Below are 18,854 nucleotides of genomic sequence, written 5' to 3'. Positions count from 1 at the left end.
GTTAATTTTCCACTTGGCCCGAGAGGTTTATGTATCGTCTCTCCGCATCGTTCCTGGCGCTCGCGCTGGCCTTCGTCGGCGCACCCCAGGCGATGGCCCAGACTCGGATCAAGGACATCGTCGACGTCGAGAATGTCCGCGAGAACCAGCTGGTAGGCTATGGGCTCGTGGTCGGCCTCGCCGGCACCGGCGACCGTATCCGCAACGCCCCCTTTACCGAGGAATCGATGCAGTCGATGCTCGAGCGGATGGGGGTGAACATCCGCGGCACGCAGATGCGCACGCAGAACGTCGCCGCCGTCTCGATCACCGCGACCATGCCCCCCTTCTCGCGCGCCGGCTCGCGGATCGACGTGCAGGTCTCCGCCCTTGGCGACGCGACCAGCCTGCAGGGCGGCACGCTGATCGCCTCGTCGCTGCGCGCGCTGGACGGCGAGATCTATGCGGTGGCGCAGGGACCGGTGGCGGTGTCCGGCTTCCGCGCGCAGGGGGCGGCGGCGAACGTCAGCCGCGGCGTGACGACCTCCGCCCGGATCGCCGGCGGGGCGATCGTCGAGCGCGAGGTGCCCTATCAACTGCGCTCGGCGAACAGCCTCAAGCTCGCGCTCAAGAACCCGGATTTCAGCACCGCCGACCGGATCGCCCGCGCGATCAACGGCCGCTATCCGGGCGCCGCGCAGATGCTCGATCCCGCCACGGTCGAAGTCCGCCCGTCGAGCCAGTTCGCCGGGTCTGTGATCGACCTCGTGACCCAGGTCGGCGACCTGGAAGTGAAGGTGGACCAGCCGGCAAAGGTCGTCATCAACGAAGCTTCGGGCACGGTGGTGATGAACAGCGACGTGCGGATCACGCCGGTCGCGATCGCGCAGGGCGGCCTCACCATCTCGGTCACCGAGGCGCCGCAGGTGTCGCAGCCCGCGCCCTTCTCGCAGGGCCAGACGACGGTGGTGCCGCGCACCCAGGTGCAGGTGAACGACGGCAACGGCGCAAGCCTGGCCGTGATCAACGGCCCGTCGCTCAAGGCGCTGGTGAGCGGGCTCAACACCCTCGGTGTATCGCCGCGCGACCTGATCACCATCCTGCAGGCGATCAAGACCGCCGGCGCACTCCAGGCCGAAATCGAGGTGCAGTGATGAACGACATCCCCCCGCTCCCCGCCGCTGCTGCCGGGGCGTCTACCCCAGCCAAGCCGCTGCCGAAGGTGGACCCGAAAAACGCCAAGACCGCGCAGGAATTCGAAAGCGTTTTTCTTGGCCAGATGACGCAGCTGATGCTGCAGAGCGTCCAGCAGGACGAGCAGTTCGGCGGCGGCAACGGCGAAGAGATCTTCCGCGGCGTACTCGCCGAAAAGCTGGGGGCCGAAATGGCGCGCCGCGGCGGCATCGGCCTGGCCCCACACGTACTCGACCAGATCCTCAAGCTTCAGCAAGGACAGCAATGATCACGCAGCTCGTCGACGCGATGGTATCCCTCACCGCCCTGATGGAGGAGGAAAGCGAGCGGCTGTCCCGCTCGCCCTACATCCCCGAACTGGGCGAGATCGCCAATGCCAAGCTGCGCCTCGCCGGCCGGATCGAGGCGGAGGTCGCGCGGCTGAAGCGCGAGAACCCGGAAGACTGGCTGGAGACGCTGGACGAAGAAACGCGCGATACACTGTCCGAGGCAAGTCGCTCGCTGCGCGACGCCTCTATCGTCAACTCGCGAATACTTTCGCGTCAGATAGAATTGTCTGCCGAAATGATGGCTGCGATTGCTGCAGAAGCACAACGCCTGACGGGCAGCCGCAGCACCACCTACAGCGCCTGTGGCGGCATTGCCGGCATCGAAGCACCAGCGCCGATCTCCGTAAATGCACGTTTATGAAGGTATTTTCGAATCGTTACGGGGTTGGGTTGGCGCTGCGATGCGGTAAGACCTGTCTCATTTCAGGCCGCGGCGAAGGTTCTACTTATCCAGAAATCCACCCCTAAGCGTTGATTTTGCATGATTTTTTATTGCACATCTTTATCTTGACTAACGGCTGGTAAATCTAGCGCGGTAAGGTATAAATAAACCTGACAGCGCGTATGGGAGCGATCTTATCTTGGTCCGATTTCACCGGGCCGCCCCTAACGGCTGGATGAAGCTTGAGGGAGGTGTGTGACATGAAGCGTTTCAATGCAATCTTGGCTGGCGCGGCGATGCTCGCCGGTGCGCAGTTTGTAACCGGCACGGCAAGCGCCGCAACGATCGTCTGCAACGCATCGACGAGCTGCAGCTTCGTCGACGACACCGGCTTCGCCGGTAGCTCCGTGAACCGCGGTTCGGTCGCGACGCCGCGGACGGCCACGTCCTCGTTCCAGATCACGCTGCCGACGGCCGGCACGTTCGAAATCAGCCTGACGGCAGGCGGCACGGGCCTGACCTTCACGCGGCTGGTTTTCGGCGCCACGACGATCACCAATCCGCTGGCGGGCCAGCTCTACACCTTCGCGGTGAACAGCGCGGGTGTGTACAATTTCTCGTACACGGCGAGCAACACGGCCAATCAGCGCCTCGCCTTCTCGTCGAGCTACAGCTTCGCGGCGGTGCCGGAACCGGCTGCCTGGGGCCTGATGATCGGTGGCTTCGCAATGGCCGGCGCTTCGATGCGTCGCCGCCGCAACGTGCGCGTCGCGATCGCCTGATCGTTCCGCAGCGTAGATGATTGAGGCCGCGAGCTTGCTCGCGGCCTTTTTCTTTGGGCATGCCTGATGGGGCTTTCGGCCGCCCCTACCAGCGCCCGGCTCGATACCTTTGTCGATTCCGAAGCCGGCCGCATGGGGCTTGGTGATTGGCGGCCTCGGCATCGCCGACCGCGTTCTGCTTCGCCGCCGCCCGGAGCGGGGCGTGCTCACGTGATTCCGGCTTTCCGCATGCGCGAAAAGGGCCGCGGATGCATCCGCGGCCCTTTTCCTTTCCCGGCACCTGATGGCGGGCAGATCAGCCGCTGCCGCCCTTGCCCACCGCCGTCTTCAGCATCAGCATCTGCTTGCGGTAGATGTTGGTCATCGCGGTGAAATCCGCCTGGACCTTGCCCATCTTGAGCAGCTGGTCTTCGAGCGTGACATTGTTGCCGTCCGGCTTGGTCTCGCTCACGTCCTTGTCGAACACCAGCCCGCTGCCCATCGGCTGGCGGGCGCCCAGGTTCTTCATCGCACCGGTGAGTTCGACGCGCGGCCGGGCGACGTTCATGCCCCCCGCCCCTTGCAGCAGGTCGCCGAAATTCGGCTCGGAAACGTCGCGGGCCTTGTAGCCCGGGGTCTCGCTGTTGGCGAGGTTCTGCGCGATCACCTGCTGGCGCTGCGACAGGTTCTGCATACGCAGCTGGATCGCGGAAAAGATCGAAGGCATGTCGGACATGGATCAGAATCCCGTGCCGGCGGGGATGCCGGCCGAGAGCCGCGACAGCGCCGCCTGATAATTTTTGAGCTGCGCCTGCTCGACCGCGATCGAGCCGGTGCCTTTCTTCGTCGAAAGCTTGGCGCCGTCGACCAGCAGCGCCTTGGCATCGTCCCAATATAGAGAACGATAGGCGGTCTGCGTCATCGAGATCGCATCTTTTATCTTGCCGAGCGCGACCTTGGCCTGGTCGGCGGACGACAGGCTCAGCGCCTCGGTGAGGTCCATGCCGAAGGTGCCGCCGGGCCGCACCTTGGGCGCCGACGAAGATACGATGGCCTGCGCGGTGATGCGTTGCGGCTCGATGCCCAGCTTGGCCAGCGCGTCGCTGCCCTCGTTGCCCGCCAGCAGCTGCAGCTCGCGCCCGGGCTTCATCGTGATCCGCAGCGACTGCACGCCGTTGACCGAGGTTGCCGTTACCGTACCCTTCGAGGCGCCGATCATCCCCTGGATCCGATCGGCGATCGTCTTCAGCGTGTCGCCCTTCTCGATCGTGACCTTGCGGACGGCAGAATCGTCCGCCTTGATCGAGAAGAAGTCGCCTGGGCGCAGCGTCGTCTGGGTCGTCACCTTGTCGGAGACGGGCGGATTGATCGTGCCCCGGCCGAAGCCGAGTGCGGATACCGCCGTGTCGCCGCCCTTGGCGGCCGCGACGCGCACCGGCTCGGTGCGGAGCAGCGCCTGGCCGAACTGGGTGGTGCTGGCGATCGCGCCGGTCGCGGCGTCGAGCCGGCTGACAAAGCCGTCGACCGGGCCGCGCCGCGTTGCGCCGAGATTGCCGGTGGTGCGCCCGCCGACATAGAGGTCGCCGTTCATGAAGGCGAGGCTGTCGACCTGATCGTCCGCGCCGGTGCCGATATAGGTAGTGCTGGCGCCGGTGAACGCCGCGTCGATCCGGGTGACGAACCCGTCGCGTCCGCCGCTCGTGCCGTTCACCTGCGCGCCCGGGATCGCCGCGTCGGTCGCCCCTCCCACGGCGATCGAGCCGTCGGCGGCTACCGCGATCACGCGCGCATCGGCGACACCCAGGCTGATGCTGCCCAGATCGTTGGTCAGCGCACTCGCCTGCATCTTCATCACGCTCGCCGTGCCGTTCCGGGTGGCCAGCGCGAGCAAATTGCCGTCGTTGTCGATCGCGAGGCCGGTGATCGTGTCGCTGCCGCCGCTGTCGATCCGGCGGCGCTCGGCGACGCGACCACTGGCATCGATGCGCGTGACCATCGCGTCACCGCCATCCTTGTTGGCGGCGCGACCGGCAACGAACACCGATCCGTCGGCACCCACCGTCATCGCCTGCGCGGTATCGGTGCCGATCGAGCTGACCACGGTGGAGAACTGCTCGTCGCCGTTCGCGGCATATTTCGCGACGACCATGTCGCCGTCCGCGGTGATGCCGTTGAAATTGCCGGTCACCGTGCCGGCGACGACCACGCCGCCATCGGGCGCGATCGAAACCGCGGCGCCGGTCGCGGCGCCCGCCGCGCCCAGATTGCGCTGCCACACCACCTTGCCGGCGCTGTCCATCTTGGTGAGGAACAGGTTGTTGTCGCCGTCCGAAAGATTGGCGCCCAGATCGCCCTTGGTGGTGCCGACGACATAGCTGAAGCCCTGCGCGTCGGTGACGACCGCGGCCGAATCGGTGTTGGCGTAGACGTTGCTGGTCGTCGTCTTGTTGGTCTTCACCTTGCCGTCGATGTCCACCGTGGTGGTGGTGACGGTGGTGGTCTTGTTCGCGGCGACATTCTGCGCGGTGGCAAATCGATCGAGCGCCTGGATGGTGCCCAGCGCCGTGCGCGAGCCCGTGCCCGCGGGATCGTTGAGGCGGAACACCTGCGTCGCCGTCGGCGCATCCAGCGCGGTCTGGCCGGTCGCCACCACCAGCGCGTCGCGGGCATTGACCTGGTCGAGGCTCACCTGCTCCAGCCCGTCGGCGGTGGTGAGCTTCATGCTCCATTTGCCGTTGGCGAATTCCGGCTGGAACCGGGCGAGCCAGCGCGTCACCGGATTGCCCTTGGCATCGGTGCGCACCGAGCCGTCGTCATTGTACACCAGCTGCGAGCTGATCTGCGCATTGAGCGCGTCGGTGACCGACTTCAGCGTCGGCGGCTGCGGGCCTTGCGCCAGGTCGATGGTGAAGCTCTGCGTCAGCCCCGGGCGGGTAAGGGTCACCTGGAACTGCTCGTTGCCGGTCAGCCCGGGCAGCGGATCGTCGCCCTTGGCGACCAGCGGCGTGCCCCGCGTCTCGAACTGGCTGGCGGACTTCAGCTGGGAGGACGTAACGGTGGTGCTGGGCTTGCCGAAGGCGAGATCGACCTTGTCGTTGGGAGCATTGACCAGATAGTTCTGCAGGTCGGACAGGCCCTTGGCGAAGATCTTCTGATATTGGCCGCGCTGCGCGTCGGACGTGGTGGTGTTGGTCGCGGCCTCTGCGAGCACCCGCAGCTTGTCGAGCGTCTTGTAGGCGGTGAACGTGGTCCTCACATCCGCCGGCAGCGCATTGCCGTCGCTATCCTCGGTTTCGGGGGTGAGCAGCGTCCGCGCGGCCAGGATCGCGTTGAGCTGCGACGTGGCGGAGGTGCTGGTCGTCGTCGCCCTCCAGGGCGGCGTGGTCGGGGCCAGGTTGAACTGGGACTTGGCGGTACGCACCGCCCTGCTCTCGACGGTCACCGGCGCGAAGCTCGCGGAGGTAAAGGCGTTCTGTCCGGTGAGCACGCTCAGCCCGATCAGGTTTGCAGAAAAATTAACCATCGTCCGATCCGTCCCTTCCCCTAACAACTCTATAATAGAGGGAAGCGCGCCCTTTGCGGTGCGCGCGGGACCATTTTCTGCAGGGATGAGCATGGCTTCTGTCGCCACGGTGGGTGAACCACCCGAACTGAAGAAATTCTCCGGACCGCAGCGCGCGGCTGCGCTGATGCTTGCCCTCGGCAAGGAGCATGGCGCGCCGATCTGGGACCAGCTCTCCACCGACGAGATCAAGGAGCTCTCCTCGACCATCGCAAGCCTGGGCCGCATTCCCAGCGCGGTCGTGGAATATCTGCTCGTCCAGTTCACCGGCGAAGTGGCGAGCATGGCCTCGCTTCACGGCAGCTACGAGACGACCGAACGCCTGCTCGCCGGCATCCTGCCGAACGACAAGGTGAAGGAGATCATGGAGGATATCCGCGGTCCCTCGGGCCGGACGATGTGGGACAAACTGTCCAACGTGTCCGAAACCGTGCTGGCCGGTGCGCTCAAGCAGGAATATCCGCAGACCGTCGCCGTCATCCTGTCGAAGCTGCGCCCCGACCATGCCGCGCGCGTGCTGGCCGAGCTGCCGCGCGAATTCGCCGTCGACGTCATCATGCGCATGCTCCGCATGGACACGGTGCAGAAGGAAGTGATCAACCAGGTCGAGCAGACGCTGAAGACCGAGTTCATGACCAACCTCTCCCGCTCGCAGAAGCGCGATCCGCACGAGAGCATGGCGGAACTGTTCAACTCGCTCGATCGCTCGACCGAGGAAGCGATGCTCACCGCGCTCGATGCCAAGGCGCCCGAAAGCGCCGAGCGCATCCGCGCCCTCATGTTCACCTTCGAGGATCTTGCCAACCTGCTGCCGCCGGCAATTGCCGCGATCGTCCGCAACGCCGACAAGCGCGAGATGGCGCTGGCCCTGAAGGGTGCCCCGGATCAGCTGAAGCAGATGTTCTTCAATGCGATGACCGAGCGCGCTGCCAAGCTGATGCGCGAGGACATGGCCGGCATGGGGCCGGTGCGCGCACGGGATTGCGAAGAGGCACAGTCGAGCCTCGTCCGCCTGGCCAAGGACCTTGCCGATCGCGGCGAGATCCTGCTGGTCGATCCCAAGTCCGACGATGCGATGATTATCTGAGGAGCATGGCCGCATGAGCATCCATGTCGAGCGTTTCGCCTTCGACCGCGTCTTTTCGGCGCCCGCTTCCGAAAAGAAGCTGGTCGACGAGGACGCGCTGATCGAACTCGCAGCACTTCGCGCCGAAATCGCGCTGCTCAAGGCGGACCAGCAGGCGGTGATCGACAAGGCGCGCGCCGAAGGCTTCGAGGCCGGGCTGGCCCAGGCCCGCAGCGAGCGCGAGGTCGCGCTGCTCAGCGCGGTCGATGCGCTGCATGCCAGCATCGAGGTGATCGACGCCCAGTTCACCGAAATCGCCGAGCGGGTGACCAGCGAGGCGACCGAAGTCGCCCTCGCCGCTGCCGACCATATCGCCGCGCGCGCGATCGAGCGTGCCCCCGGCGATGCGATCGACGCGGCGATCGGCCGGGTGCTCGGCCAGGTCGCGCGCGGCACCGAGCTGCAGGTGCGCGTCCACCCCGATCTGGTGGAAGACATCGAGGCCAAGATCGCCGACCGCCAGTCGCGGGATCGTCGCAAGCTCAGCCTCACCGTCGCGCCGGACGCGACGCTGGCGATGGGCGACGCGCTGATCAACTGGGACGAAGGCGGCCTGGCCCTCAACGCCCAGGCCCGGCGCGACGCCGTGGCGGCCGAGCTGGAGAGCCTGCTGCTCCATTGAGGCGGCGGCGACAGGTGCCGGTCGGCACATCGCCGCTTTGCAACCACTCATCCCGGTCGCGCAGCGCCATGGGATGACGCGCCTTCCGGGCCGGCCTAGAGCATTTTCAAGCTGTCCGTTTACGGTCAACGACTTGGAAAATGCCGCGATCGAAAACCTAGTTGTGGAGCCTCAACAGGTTGTTCTCGTTATGGCCGAGCCGACTGATGGGTGGTTGTGACTGTAGGCTGCCATGTGGGCGATGCCAATTGTAGTTGTGGAGCCAGGGTTCGAGAGCGTCCTTGCGGTGCTCGGAGGTCGGGTATGCGCGGGCATAGGCCCACTCGCGCAGTGACGTCTGGATGAAGCGTTCTGCCTTGCCGTTGGTCTTGGGGGTGTAGGGTCTGGTGCGGATGTGCTTGAGGCCCAATGCCTTGCAGGCATCGCGGAAGGCGCAGCTTTTGTAGCAGGCGCCGTTATCGGTCATGACGCGGGTGACGGTGATGCCGAGGCTTCGATAGTAGGCAAGGGCGGCGTGGAGGAAGGCAACGGCGCTTTCCTTCTTTTCGTTGGCGAGCACCTGACTGAAGGCGAGGCGCGAGTTGTCGTCGATGGCGACGTGAACGAACTCCCATCCGATGCCCCTGGCGTTCGACTGGCCGGTCCTGTCGCCGGTGATGCGATGGCCGACCCGGTCGAAACGACCGAGCTTCTTGATGTCGATGTGGATGAGCTCGCCGGGATGGTCGCGTTCGTAGCGGCGGACGGGCTCGGGTGGGTCGAGGTCGCGTGCGCGGCTCAGTCGCGCCTTGCGCAGGATGCGACTGACGGTGGCCGGCGAGAGCCGCAGCATGGCGGCGATCTGCTTGCCGCAAAGCCGCTGGCGACGGGCGGCGATGACCTGGTCGACGAGATCGGCGGCGGTGGCCCGCGGTATTCGCCGGGGACGCGAACTACGATCGACAAGACCGGCCTTGCCCTCGGCCCGGTAGCGCGCCAGCCACTTGGCGACGGTTCGACACGAGACCCCAAGCGCGGTCGCGACCGCGCTTGGGGTCTCGTGCAGGATCAGGACGCGCCGGACGATCTCGGCTCGACTGTACGGCGTGGTTCGGGCATTCCTGTGGATGTTCATCCGGTCGGTCCTCGTAGGCTGACGTGTCGCAACATCAGTCTTGCCCGGTCACGCCGGATGAACAACCTCCTGAGAGCTCACATCTAGGCCGGTTTCCGGAGGCATGCGCATTCATGCAAGCTTATGATATCGATATCGGTTCGTGGCGCACCGGCGATCCGGATCGCCGAGAGCATGGCTGGTGCTATGGCCTTCCGCCCGGCATTGCGCCCGAACAATGGCCGCTTGATCCGGTCACCGGCCATCCGCTGGTCCACGGTTTCACCTTGCTGCTGCCCGAGGACTATCGCGTCCACGGCCCGGATGTGGTGGCGCTGGCCTTCTTCGCCACGCCGGCAGATGCGAATGACGGCGGCGCCCTAGCCTGGAACGAGGCGGTCTCCGCGCTGATCGACGCGCCCGGCGTGGTTCCTCCCGAAGATCCGGCCCTCACCTCCTGGTGGGAACGCGCAAGCAGTGCGCATCCGCGGCTTCACCGGATGCGCGACATTCTGGACTACGCCTATGCGGCGGTCCTGCTGACCCAGGCGGAATATGACGGGCCGCTCTGCCGGCCGCCGGTGCCTGTGCTGCCACCCGAACAGCATGATGCGACACCGCCGGACTGGCTCGCCATCGGCTCGGCTGCCACGCATGAGCAATTTGTCGGTCGATCGGCGTTCGAGGATTCGTCCGATCCCTGGTCGATCCACCGCGCGTTGCGGCTGCTCCCCCGCGCCCAGGATCCCAATGCCGGCATCGCGCCCAAGGAAACATGGGATAATGTGGATGCCGACAACGGCTATCGATCCCCCTATATCACGGCGGAGGACGGCAGCTGGAAGGAACAGCCCTGGCTGAAGGACCATGCCTATAATCATCTGGGCGGCACCATGCGCCCCTGCCAGGCGATGCCCGACTTCAGCCCCTTCTACATCGAATTCGAAGAAGGCCTGGGGGGCTATAATTTCGGCGGCGGCAACGCCCAGCTCGACATTCGCGATCTCCGGTTCGACTGGGCCTGCGGCTGAGCGGCAGGCCCAGTCGGGTTACCCTGCCCCAACCCCGCTAGGCAAAAAATTCCCACCCGGCAGAAACTGCCGTCCCAAGCCCTTTCTATAAAGCTAACAACCAGGGGCATTCCGCGCCCCGTAGCTAGTGCATGGGGCGGCTTTGGAAGCGATCAAGAATCTGGTGACGCAACTCGGCACCAAGCGGCTCGCGATGATGGGCGGCGTGGCGTTCGCGCTGCTCGCGGCGCTCACCGTGGTGGCGATGAGCAGCTCCAAGTCGAACATGGGCTATCTCTACACCGATCTCGATCCCGCCGCGGCCTCGACGATCACCGAGAAACTGAAGGCCCAGAACGTCCCCTATACCCTCTCCGCCGACGGTACCGCGATCATGGCGCCGGAGGAGAAGCTCGCCGAACTGCGGATGAGCATGGCCAGCGAGAAGCTGGGCGGCAAGATCGGCTATGAGGTGCTGGACGAGGAACAGCCCTTCGGCGTCTCCGCCAGCCGCGCCAAGATGAACGAGACCCGCGCCATCGAAGGCGAGCTCGCCAAGTCGATCCAGACGATCCAGAACGTCACCGCCGCGCGCGTCCATATCGTGATGCCCGAGCGCGCGATGTTCGCGAACGAAAGCCGCAAGGCGACCGCCGCGGTGACGGTGAAGACCAAGGGCCATATGGGATCGGAGCAGATCGCCTCGATCCGCTACCTCGTCTCCTCCTCGGTCCCCGAGCTGTCGCCCGACGCCGTTTCGGTCGTCGACCAGACCGGCGCGCTGCTCGCCCGCGCGGGCGACCCCGACACCGCCGGCGCCGCCGATGCCGACGAGCGCCAGCAGGCGGTCGAGGCCAAGCTGCGCGACGAGATCGAGGCGCTGCTCCAGCCGATCGTCGGCGAGGGCAAGGTCCGCGCCGAGGTTTCCGCCCAGATCGACCGGGACCAGACCCGCGAGGAATCGAACGTGTTCGATCCCGACAAGCAGGTCGTCGCGCGCCAGGTGAGCGTCGAGACCGGCGACCAGAACAAGGAAAGCGATGCGGGTCCGCAGACCACGTCGGTCGCCAACCAGCTGCCCGATGCCCGGGCCAACCCCGCCGCGCCCGGCAGCTCCCGCCAGTCGGCCAGCAACCAGACGTCGGAAGACACGACCTATTCGAACAGCTCGACCCGCACGATCACCGTCCGCGCGCCGGGCAAGGTCACCCGCCTCACCATCGCGGTGATGGTCGATGGCGGACCCAAGGGCCTGCCGGCCGACCAGATCCAGCGCCTGCAGCGGCTGGTGGAGAATGCCGCCGGTATCGACACCCAGCGCGGCGACAGCGTGGTGGTGGAAAGCATGCCCTTCTCGGCCGTTCCGGTGGACGAGACCAAGGAGAGCATCTTCTCGAAACTGCCGATGGACAAGATCTGGACCTTCCTCCAGCTCGCCCTGATCGCCGGTGTCGGCCTGCTCGCACTGCGCATGCTCAAGCCCAAGCCCGAGCCGCTGCCGATCGAGCCGGAGATGACCCAGCTCGAAGCGCAGCAGCAGGCGGCAGAGGTACGGCTGCTGACCGAGCGCGCCGCCGACGGCGACCCGGAAGCGATCCAGCAGCTGGAAAACATGGGCGCTACCGAAACCGCCCTGCTCGATCAGGAAATCGCCCTCGCCCAGGTGGATGGGCGGATCAAGCTGTCCGCGCTTAAGCGGATCGGCTCGGCCATCGCCGCGAGCCCGCCCGAGGCGGCCTCGGTGATCCGCCAGTGGATGAACGCATAGGATTTTAGCAGATGACGATCGATCCCCACGACATCATCCCGTCGGACGGCCCCGAGCCCCAGCCGGCCCCCGCCCCCGATTTCGAGGATTTCGAGCTGCCCGGCAGCACGCCCGATCCCCATGCCGCCGCGGCGGGCCTGGAAGCGGTGCACGACGTTCCGGTCAAGGTGCAGGCGGTGCTCGGCCGCGCGCGGATGCCGATCGGCGATCTGCTCGCGCTCAGCTCGGGCACGGTGCTCGAACTGGATCGCCGGGTCGGCGAGCCGGTGGACATCTTCGTCAACGATCGGCTGATCGCGCGCGGCGAAGTCGTCCTGATCGATAACGCGCTGGGCGTTACGCTCACCGAAATCGTGCGGCCGGATCGCTGATGAACAGCGCGATCCGCATGCTCCTGATCGGCGCACCCGGCAGCGAGTTCCGCCTCGCGGCCGAGCTGGCGCGCAGCGCCGGCGCCGAAGTGGCGATGGCCGACACCCCAGGCGACGGCCTGATCCAGCTGCGCCAGGGCGGCGCCGACCTGGTGATGATCGACGTCGAGGCGGACATCGCCGGCTTCATGGCGAGCATCCGCAGCGAACGCTTCACCATCGCGGTGCTCGCCTGCGGCATCGATGCCCCCGCAGAGCGCGCGGTGGCGGCGATCCGCGCCGGTGCCCGCGACTATGTGCCCCTCCCCCCGCAGCGCGAGCTGATCGCCGCCGCCATCGCCTCGGTCGTCGAGCGCAAGGCGCCCGCCTGGATCGGCGGCCATCCCGCGCTCGCCCGCGCGCTGTCGCTGGCCGCCGGTGTCGCCCCCAGCGGCGCCCCGGTGCTGATCACGGGCGAGAAGGGCAGCGGCAAGGAGATGATGGCGCGTGCGGTGCACGATGCCTCGGGCCGGCCGCAGCCGATGCTGGTCGCCGAATGCGCCGGCGTCGCGCCCGACGTGCTCGAATCCGAGCTGTTCGGCCACGAGGCCGGCGCGTTTCCCGGCGCCGTCGCCCGCCGCATCGGCCGGTTGGAAAAGGCCGGTCACGGCACCGTGCTGCTCCGCGAAGTGGGCATGCTCTCGCCCGCGCTGCAGGCCAAGCTGCACGACGTACTCCAGAAGCAGCAATTCCGCCGCCTCGCCGGCAACGAACTGATCCCCTTCCACGCGCGGCTGATCGCCACGTCGAGCCTCAACCTCGACGCGCTGGTCGACAGCGGCACCTTCCGCGCCGATCTGCTGGTGCGGCTGGGGCTGGTGCGCGTCGAGGTGCCGCCCTTGCGCGCCCGCGGCGAAGACATTCTCGCCCTCGCCCGCTATTTCGCCAAGCGCCATGCCGAAGTGGACGGCGTGCCCGCCCGCGCCTTCACCGACGAGGCGCTGGCGCTGCTCCAGCGCTACAGCTGGCCGGGCAACATCCGCGAGCTGGACGAGACGGTGCACCGCGCCATCCTGCTCGGGCGCGGCGCCGCGATCATGCCGGGCGATCTGGTGCGTGCCGACGGCACCCCGCTCGCCGATCTCAACGCCGATGCCAATTCGCTCGACATCAACAGCCTGGTCGGGCGCACCGTGGAAGAGGTGGAGCGCGAGCTGATCCTCCAGACGCTGGAGCGCTGCCACGGCAATCGCACCTCGGCGTCGAACATCCTCGGCATTTCGGTGCGGACGATGCGCAACAAGCTGCGCAGTTTCATCGAGGCGGGCATCGCCGTCTCGCCTGCGCCCTGATCCTTCCAGCGACCCGGTAACCGCTTATGCCCCCCGCCGTCCTGAACCTGCTGCAACGCATCGGCGCCAACCGCGACATGGCGCTGGCCGGCGGCGTGATCGCGATCATCGCGATGCTGATCCTGCCGATGCCGGGCTGGCTGCTCGACATGGGCCTGGCCCTGTCCATCACCATTTCGGTGATGATCCTGATGACCGCGCTGTTCATCGAGAAGCCGCTGGAACTCAGCGCCTTCCCGACGATCCTGCTGATCGCGACGATGCTGCGGCTGGGCCTCAACCTCGCCTCGACGCGCCTGATCCTGGGCCACGGCCATGAAGGGCCCGATGCCGCCGGCGGCGTGATCGGCGCGTTCGGCGAATTCCTGATGGGCGGCGAGACCGTCATCGGCCTCACCATCTTCATGATCCTGGTGGTGATCAACTTCGTCGTCATCACCAAGGGCGCCGGCCGCATCGCCGAAGTCGCCGCGCGCTTCAGCCTCGATTCCATGCCCGGCAAGCAGATGGCGATCGACGCCGATCTTTCCGCCGGCATGATCAACGAGGAACAGGCCAAGGCGCGCCGCGCCGAGGTGGAGGCCGAAAGCGGCTTCTACGGCGCGATGGACGGTGCCTCGAAGTTCGTGAAGGGCGATGCGATCGCCGGCCTGCTGATCACCGCGATCAACATCGTCGTCGGCCTGGGCATCGGCGTGATCGAGCACGGCGTGCCGGTGGCCGAGGCCTTCCGCACCTATACCGTGCTCACCGCCGGCGACGGCCTGGTCAGCCAGATCCCCGCGTTGATCGTGTCGACCGCGGCGGGCCTGCTCGTCTCGAAGGGCGGCGTGGCCGGCAAGACCGGCGCCGCGCTGGGCGACCAGCTCGGCCGCTATCCCAAGGCGTTCGGCATGGTGGCGTTCCTGATGGGCGCGCTGGCGCTGATGCCGGGCCTGCCCTTCGTCCCGTTCGCCGCCTTTTCGGGGCTTTCGGGCTGGGTCGCCTGGGAAATGTCCAAGCGCGCCCGTGCCAAGGAAGCCCGGGAGCGCCTGCAGGCGGCGCAGGAAGTCGCCCAGGCGCAGGCCGTCGAGCAGCCGATCTCGCAGACGCTGGCGATCGACGCGGTGCGCGTCGAGATCGGCTACGCGCTGCTGCCGATGATCAACGACGATACGCGCGAACCGCGACTGGACGATCAGGTGCGCGCGCTGCGCCGGCAGATGGCGACCGAGTTCGGTTTCGTGCTGCCCTCGGTGCGGATCATCGACAATATGGGGCTGAAGCCGAACGAATATGTCATCTCGATCAAGGAGACCGAGGCGGCACGCGGCGACATCCGGCTGGAAAAGCTGCTGCTGATCAATCCCGGCGGCGGCCCGGTCGGCCTGCCGGGCGAGCTGACCAAGGAGCCGGTGTTCGGCCTGCCCGCTTTGTGGATCGATCGCGAACTGCGCGACGAAGCCGGCTTCCGCGGCCTCACCGTGGTCGATTGCGGCACGATCATCGCGACGCACCTGACCGAGCTGGTGAAGGACAATATCGCCGATCTGCTTTCCTATACCGAGACGCAGAAGCTGCTGACCGAAGTGCACAAGGACGCGGAAAAGCTGGTGGCGGACATCATCCCCTCGAAGGTCTCGATCTCGGGCGTGCAGCGCATCCTGCAGAACCTGCTGGCCGAGGGCATCTCGATCCGCGACATTCCGACGATCCTCGAAGGCATCGCGGAATCGGCGCCGCTCAGCAGCAACCTCACCTACATCACCGAGCATGTCCGCAGCCGCCTCGCGCGCCAGATCAGCGCGGCACAGGCGCGCGGCGACGCTATCCCGGTGGTGACGCTTTCGGCCGACTGGGACCAGGCCTTTGCCGACAGCATCCTCGGCACCGGCGACGATCGCCAGCTAGCGATGGCGCCCTCCGCGCTCCAGCAATTCATCGGCGCGGTGCGCGAGACCTATGACCGGCTGGCGCAGGACGGCGAAATCCCCTGCCTGCTCACCAGCCCGTCGATCCGCCCGTTCGTCCGCTCGATCATCGAGCGCGTGCGGCCGGCGACGGTGGTGCTGTCGCAGAACGAAATCCACGCCCGCGCGCGTATCCGCGCGCTGGGGGTAATTGGCTGATCTCGCACGATCGTTTCGGCGATCACTCTATAATGGTCTGGAAGGGCTGCGTTTCGGCCCCGCGCATGAGGCGACTGCATGAACGTCACAAACATCGGCTCCCCCTTCGCTGCCCCCGCCTCACAGGGCGGCAACGCCGATGCTACCGCCGCCGCGAGCGGATTTGCCGGCCTGATCGGGCCGGCGGGCACCCCGCGACAAGGCCTGGCATCTGCCGGTAGCGGCCTGCCGGCCCTGGGTACTGCGCAGCCGCCACTCCTGACCGCGAACACCACGACGCCGCTGCTCGCGACCGCGGCACCGGCGGCGGTTTCGCCCCCGGTTGCGACCGGGGGCAACCCGCTCGCCGATGCGATCGCCAAGGCACTGGCCAAGCCGGTCGCTGCGGCGGAGCGCGGCGCAAACGCGCCCGTCCAGACCCCGGCGCCCGATGCCTTAGACGCCCCTTCGACGATTTTGGGCGCATTCGCCGCGACCGGACCCACGCCCCTTGCCGCGGGGTCCATGCCCGAAGCGACGGTTCCGGTCCCTGCTGATGCGAACGCCAAGCCGGTTGCCGGCATCACCACGGCCAACGGCACGATGCTCGCCCTGGATCCGAAGCCCGCAGCCGAGCAGCAGCCCGCAGCGGCAGCGCTGCCGCGCCAGGGCGCTCCCGCCAAGGGCAACGCCAAGCCGGTCCGCGCTACGACCTCCGACGAGGCGCTGCCGAACCCAGCGGATCTCGCCGCCGCGTCTCCGCAGCAGCCGATCGCCGTGCCGCAGCCGATAGCGACGGCGGGCCCCGCCGCGCAGAACGCTGCGGCGCCCGCCCCTGAAGACAAGAGCGAACGCCCGGCCGCGATCCGCGCGACCCAGATCGAAGCCGCGGCCACCACCGACGGCACCCCCGCGCCCTCCACCGCCGAGAAGACCGCCGATCTTGCCCGCGCCATCTCCGGTCATGGTGGCGGCAGCCATGCCGATAGCGGCGCTGCGAACGATGGCGGCCAGCAGGGCTTCGGCCAGCAGCTCGCCAGCGCCGACACGCGCGCCTTCCCTGGTCAGCCGCTGCCGACTTCCGCTGCCTTTGAAGCCGCCAAGCCCGTCACCGCCACCCCGGCAGCCACCGAACCGGTCCTCCACGCGCGTCCGGGTGAACTCGGCCGCAGCCTCGGCGTCGAGATCGCACGCACAGTCGATGCCGGCGAGGACACGCTCCGTGTCCGCCTAAACCCGGCGGAACTGGGCCGCGTGGAAGTGACGCTGGCGTTCGACGACACGGGCCGCATGCAGGCAACCATGCGGGCGGAGAGCCAGCACACGCTCGACCTGCTCCGCCAGGACGCGCCCGATCTCGGCCGAGCGCTGGATCAGGCCGGCATCCGCAACGATGCCGGCAGCTTCCGCTTCGAGAACCGCGACAGCGGCACCGGCAGCAATACCGGCAGCCAGTCCGGCTTCCAGCAGCAGCAGTCGCGCAGCGGCAACCAGCGGTTCCAGGACGAACCCGAAATCCCGGCCGCGGCCTATCGCTCGGTACGCAGCGACGGCCAGGTCGACCTCATCGCCTAGGAGTAGCGCATGACCCTCGTTTCTTCCGCCACCGGCCCGGCCAGCGCTGCGCAGGGTGCCGCCGACGCGGCCTCGTCCAAGCTCACCGCGGACTATAACCTGTTCCTCAAGCTGCTCACCACGCAGATGCAGAACCAGGATCCCCTGAGCCCGATGGACAGCACCCAGTACACGCAGCAGCTGGTCCAGTATTCGCAGGTCGAGCAGTCGATCACGCAGACCAAGACGCTGAACTCGATCCTGTCGAGCCTCAACATGAACTCGCTGACCAGCAGTTCGACGATGATCGGCCAGCCGGTACAGCTCGATTCCGACAAGGCCGGCCTCAGCGCCGCGACGCCGGCGCAGTGGGACTGGAGCGCGCCCAACGCGATCAGCGGGCTGACCGCGACAATCCTCGACGAGAAGGGCAACAAGGTCGACACCTTCGAGCTGAAGGTCAACGGCACCTCGGGCAACTTCAGCTGGGACGGCAGCACCAATAGCGGCCGGAAGCTCACCAGCGGTCTGTATCAGCTCCAGCTGACCGGCACGACTGAGGCAGGTGCAAAGATCACGACGACCGCAAAGGCAGTCGGCAAGGTTGATGACGTACAGATGATCAATGGTTCGCCCGTGGTTTCGGTAAACGGTGCCCAATATCCTACCAGCATGATCCTGCGCATCGCAAAATAATCGATTACCACCGTAACAACGCTTAAGGGATCCAGCCTAGGTACAAATCCTGTAGCGAGAACAAGGCGGATTCGTTTCTCTATCTTCCCGATTTGCGATATAACTAGAGCAGGAGCAGCGAGGACGTTCCGATCCCCTCACGATCCTCGCGCTCCCCAATTTGCCGGGCCCCCCGCCCGGCACAGCGGCAGGCCAGTTCCCCCCAACTGGCCTGCCGCTCGCATTTGGAGCGCATGCGAAGACGCGCGATCGAGAAACACGCTCCCCTTCCCCGACATGGACGGTCCCCGCCCCTAGCGCACCACAAGGCTGCTGCGGAGCTGTACGCCCTGCCTATCGCGAAGAAGCGGTGCCAACCCGTTTCCGATGCTATGGGATGCGGCGCCCCGTCAGGCGCTCAGTGAACGCGCGCCTCGGCGCGGCGGGTCAGTTCGCGAGCATGCGCTGCGACGATGCACAGTTCGGCATAGAGCCGGTCCCAGAAGGGCGCGGCAATCTCGAGGTCCGCGGTCGTCTCCTGGCTGAGCACCAGGGCCGCACTGGGATCGAGCTCGAGCCGGAAGCGGGTGCTGAACATGCCGTCGACATGCTCGTCCGGCAGGCCCTGGGGCACCGAGAGACGCGCCGACATGATGTAACCGGCGAGCACGTCCACGCCGTACCCGTCGAGCAGGATACGCGGGCGCCCGCCGAGATCGGGCCGTTCCAGCACCACCAGCGCACCCGCAGGATGCTCCTCGACGCTCACGCGCAGGCGACCGCCAAAGGCATCGGTGATTTCACGAATCCGCGGAAACAATGCCGGCTCTCCCACTTTCCCTCATTATAGAAGCGGTAACCATAGCCCGCACGCCGGGCGCAGGCAAAAAAGAGGGCCGGGATGGCGAACCATCCCGGCCCCTTCAAGCCTTCGGCCCCCAGGGTTGGGCCTTGGGCTCTTAGCGGAACAGCGAGGTGATGGTCTGCGGCGCCTGGTTGGCGATCGACAG

Annotated in this window: 17 protein-coding genes; 13 read left to right on the top strand and 4 right to left on the bottom strand. The window is 66.8% G+C overall.

Features of this window, described 5'->3' with window-relative positions:
- The first annotated feature begins 29 nt into the window (after window positions 1-29).
- The 4 genes from KK7_RS0113540 to KK7_RS21570 all read left to right on the top strand — a co-directional run bounded on the left by KK7_RS0113540 (window position 30) and on the right by KK7_RS21570 (window position 2,666).
- Window positions 30-1,133 (top strand): flagellar basal body P-ring protein FlgI, encoded by a 1,104-nt coding sequence (locus tag KK7_RS0113540; RefSeq protein WP_010545181.1) that lies wholly within the window; start codon window positions 30-32, stop codon window positions 1,131-1,133.
- Window positions 1,133-1,441, top strand: a complete 309-nt coding sequence (locus KK7_RS0113535; protein ID WP_010545180.1) for a rod-binding protein — start codon at window positions 1,133-1,135, stop codon at window positions 1,439-1,441. Before KK7_RS0113540 ends, KK7_RS0113535 begins: the two co-directional genes overlap by 1 nt.
- Window positions 1,438-1,863, top strand: coding sequence for a hypothetical protein (locus KK7_RS0113530; protein ID WP_010545179.1), 426 nt, complete (start codon window positions 1,438-1,440; stop codon window positions 1,861-1,863). Before KK7_RS0113535 ends, KK7_RS0113530 begins: the two co-directional genes overlap by 4 nt.
- A 281-nt stretch (window positions 1,864-2,144) precedes the next feature.
- Complete coding sequence (locus KK7_RS21570) at window positions 2,145-2,666, top strand: PEPxxWA-CTERM sorting domain-containing protein (RefSeq protein ID WP_010545178.1); 522 nt, start codon at window positions 2,145-2,147, stop codon at window positions 2,664-2,666.
- Window positions 2,667-2,961: 295 nt separating this feature from the next.
- Here the strand turns inward: KK7_RS21570 and KK7_RS0113515 are convergent, their stop codons facing one another.
- On the bottom strand, window positions 2,962-3,381 hold the full coding sequence (locus tag KK7_RS0113515) for a flagellar basal body protein (protein WP_010545177.1): 420 nt from the start codon (window positions 3,379-3,381) through the stop codon (window positions 2,962-2,964).
- A 3-nt stretch (window positions 3,382-3,384) separates the two neighbouring features.
- On the bottom strand, window positions 3,385-6,168 hold the full coding sequence (locus KK7_RS0113510; RefSeq protein WP_010545176.1) for an autotransporter outer membrane beta-barrel domain-containing protein: 2,784 nt from the start codon (window positions 6,166-6,168) through the stop codon (window positions 3,385-3,387).
- A 91-nt stretch (window positions 6,169-6,259) separates the two neighbouring features.
- On the opposite strand from KK7_RS0113510, the gene fliG reads away from it, so the two are divergent.
- Together fliG and KK7_RS0113500 are read left to right on the top strand one after the other, a co-directional pair.
- Complete coding sequence (gene fliG, locus KK7_RS0113505) at window positions 6,260-7,294, top strand: flagellar motor switch protein FliG (RefSeq protein ID WP_010545175.1); 1,035 nt, start codon at window positions 6,260-6,262, stop codon at window positions 7,292-7,294.
- A 13-nt stretch (window positions 7,295-7,307) separates the two neighbouring features.
- On the top strand, window positions 7,308-7,955 hold the full coding sequence (locus KK7_RS0113500) for a FliH/SctL family protein (RefSeq protein WP_010545174.1): 648 nt from the start codon (window positions 7,308-7,310) through the stop codon (window positions 7,953-7,955).
- Window positions 7,956-8,112: 157 nt separating this feature from the next.
- Here the strand turns inward: KK7_RS0113500 and KK7_RS0113495 are convergent, their stop codons facing one another.
- On the bottom strand, window positions 8,113-9,069 hold the full coding sequence (locus tag KK7_RS0113495; RefSeq protein WP_010545173.1) for an IS481 family transposase: 957 nt from the start codon (window positions 9,067-9,069) through the stop codon (window positions 8,113-8,115).
- Window positions 9,070-9,182: 113 nt separating this feature from the next.
- Here KK7_RS0113495 and KK7_RS0113490 point away from each other — a divergent pair, with 113 nt between their 5' ends.
- The 7 genes from KK7_RS0113490 to KK7_RS0113460 all read left to right on the top strand — a co-directional run bounded on the left by KK7_RS0113490 (window position 9,183) and on the right by KK7_RS0113460 (window position 17,865).
- Window positions 9,183-10,079, top strand: coding sequence for a hypothetical protein (locus KK7_RS0113490; protein WP_010545172.1), 897 nt, complete (start codon window positions 9,183-9,185; stop codon window positions 10,077-10,079).
- 142 nt (window positions 10,080-10,221) lie between these two features.
- Window positions 10,222-11,826 carry a flagellar basal-body MS-ring/collar protein FliF gene (gene fliF, locus KK7_RS0113485; protein WP_010545171.1) on the top strand — a complete coding sequence of 535 codons (1,605 nt, stop codon included), beginning with the start codon at window positions 10,222-10,224 and terminating at the stop codon, window positions 11,824-11,826.
- An 11-nt stretch (window positions 11,827-11,837) separates the two neighbouring features.
- Entirely contained in the window at window positions 11,838-12,197 is a 360-nt protein-coding gene (gene fliN, locus KK7_RS0113480) for a flagellar motor switch protein FliN (protein ID WP_010545170.1), read from the top strand.
- Complete coding sequence (locus KK7_RS0113475; protein WP_010545169.1) at window positions 12,197-13,528, top strand: sigma-54-dependent transcriptional regulator; 1,332 nt, start codon at window positions 12,197-12,199, stop codon at window positions 13,526-13,528. Before fliN ends, KK7_RS0113475 begins: the two co-directional genes overlap by 1 nt.
- Before the next feature lie 26 nt (window positions 13,529-13,554).
- Window positions 13,555-15,636, top strand: coding sequence for a flagellar biosynthesis protein FlhA (gene flhA, locus KK7_RS0113470; RefSeq protein WP_010545168.1), 2,082 nt, complete (start codon window positions 13,555-13,557; stop codon window positions 15,634-15,636).
- 78 nt (window positions 15,637-15,714) lie between these two features.
- Window positions 15,715-17,190, top strand: coding sequence for a flagellar hook-length control protein FliK (locus KK7_RS0113465; protein ID WP_010545167.1), 1,476 nt, complete (start codon window positions 15,715-15,717; stop codon window positions 17,188-17,190).
- A gap of 9 nt (window positions 17,191-17,199) precedes the next feature.
- Window positions 17,200-17,865 (top strand): flagellar hook assembly protein FlgD, encoded by a 666-nt coding sequence (locus KK7_RS0113460; protein ID WP_010545166.1) that lies wholly within the window; start codon window positions 17,200-17,202, stop codon window positions 17,863-17,865.
- 397 nt (window positions 17,866-18,262) lie between these two features.
- On the opposite strand, the gene KK7_RS0113455 is transcribed toward KK7_RS0113460, so the two are convergent.
- Window positions 18,263-18,664, bottom strand: a complete 402-nt coding sequence (locus KK7_RS0113455) for a hypothetical protein (protein ID WP_010545165.1) — start codon at window positions 18,662-18,664, stop codon at window positions 18,263-18,265.
- Window positions 18,665-18,854: the final 190 nt, after the last annotated feature.

This window comes from Sphingomonas elodea ATCC 31461, from assembly GCF_000226955.1.
GTDB lineage: Bacteria > Pseudomonadota > Alphaproteobacteria > Sphingomonadales > Sphingomonadaceae > Sphingomonas > Sphingomonas elodea.
This window is presented reverse-complemented; position numbering and strand designations above follow the sequence as displayed.

Coding starts and splice junctions, on each gene's coding strand:
- KK7_RS0113540 (WP_010545181.1), top strand. CDS start 30: ATGTATCGTCTCTCCGCATCGTTCCTGGCGCTCGCGCTGGCCTTCGTC.
- KK7_RS0113515 (WP_010545177.1), bottom strand. CDS start 3,381: ATGTCCGACATGCCTTCGATCTTTTCCGCGATCCAGCTGCGTATGCAG.
- KK7_RS0113535 (WP_010545180.1), top strand. CDS start 1,133: ATGAACGACATCCCCCCGCTCCCCGCCGCTGCTGCCGGGGCGTCTACC.
- KK7_RS0113465 (WP_010545167.1), top strand. CDS start 15,715: ATGAACGTCACAAACATCGGCTCCCCCTTCGCTGCCCCCGCCTCACAG.
- KK7_RS21570 (WP_010545178.1), top strand. CDS start 2,145: ATGAAGCGTTTCAATGCAATCTTGGCTGGCGCGGCGATGCTCGCCGGT.
- KK7_RS0113490 (WP_010545172.1), top strand. CDS start 9,183: ATGCAAGCTTATGATATCGATATCGGTTCGTGGCGCACCGGCGATCCG.
- fliG (WP_010545175.1), top strand. CDS start 6,260: ATGGCTTCTGTCGCCACGGTGGGTGAACCACCCGAACTGAAGAAATTC.
- KK7_RS0113510 (WP_010545176.1), bottom strand. CDS start 6,168: ATGGTTAATTTTTCTGCAAACCTGATCGGGCTGAGCGTGCTCACCGGA.
- fliN (WP_010545170.1), top strand. CDS start 11,838: ATGACGATCGATCCCCACGACATCATCCCGTCGGACGGCCCCGAGCCC.
- KK7_RS0113475 (WP_010545169.1), top strand. CDS start 12,197: ATGAACAGCGCGATCCGCATGCTCCTGATCGGCGCACCCGGCAGCGAG.
- KK7_RS0113500 (WP_010545174.1), top strand. CDS start 7,308: ATGAGCATCCATGTCGAGCGTTTCGCCTTCGACCGCGTCTTTTCGGCG.
- flhA (WP_010545168.1), top strand. CDS start 13,555: ATGCCCCCCGCCGTCCTGAACCTGCTGCAACGCATCGGCGCCAACCGC.
- KK7_RS0113495 (WP_010545173.1), bottom strand. CDS start 9,069: ATGAACATCCACAGGAATGCCCGAACCACGCCGTACAGTCGAGCCGAG.
- KK7_RS0113460 (WP_010545166.1), top strand. CDS start 17,200: ATGACCCTCGTTTCTTCCGCCACCGGCCCGGCCAGCGCTGCGCAGGGT.
- KK7_RS0113530 (WP_010545179.1), top strand. CDS start 1,438: ATGATCACGCAGCTCGTCGACGCGATGGTATCCCTCACCGCCCTGATG.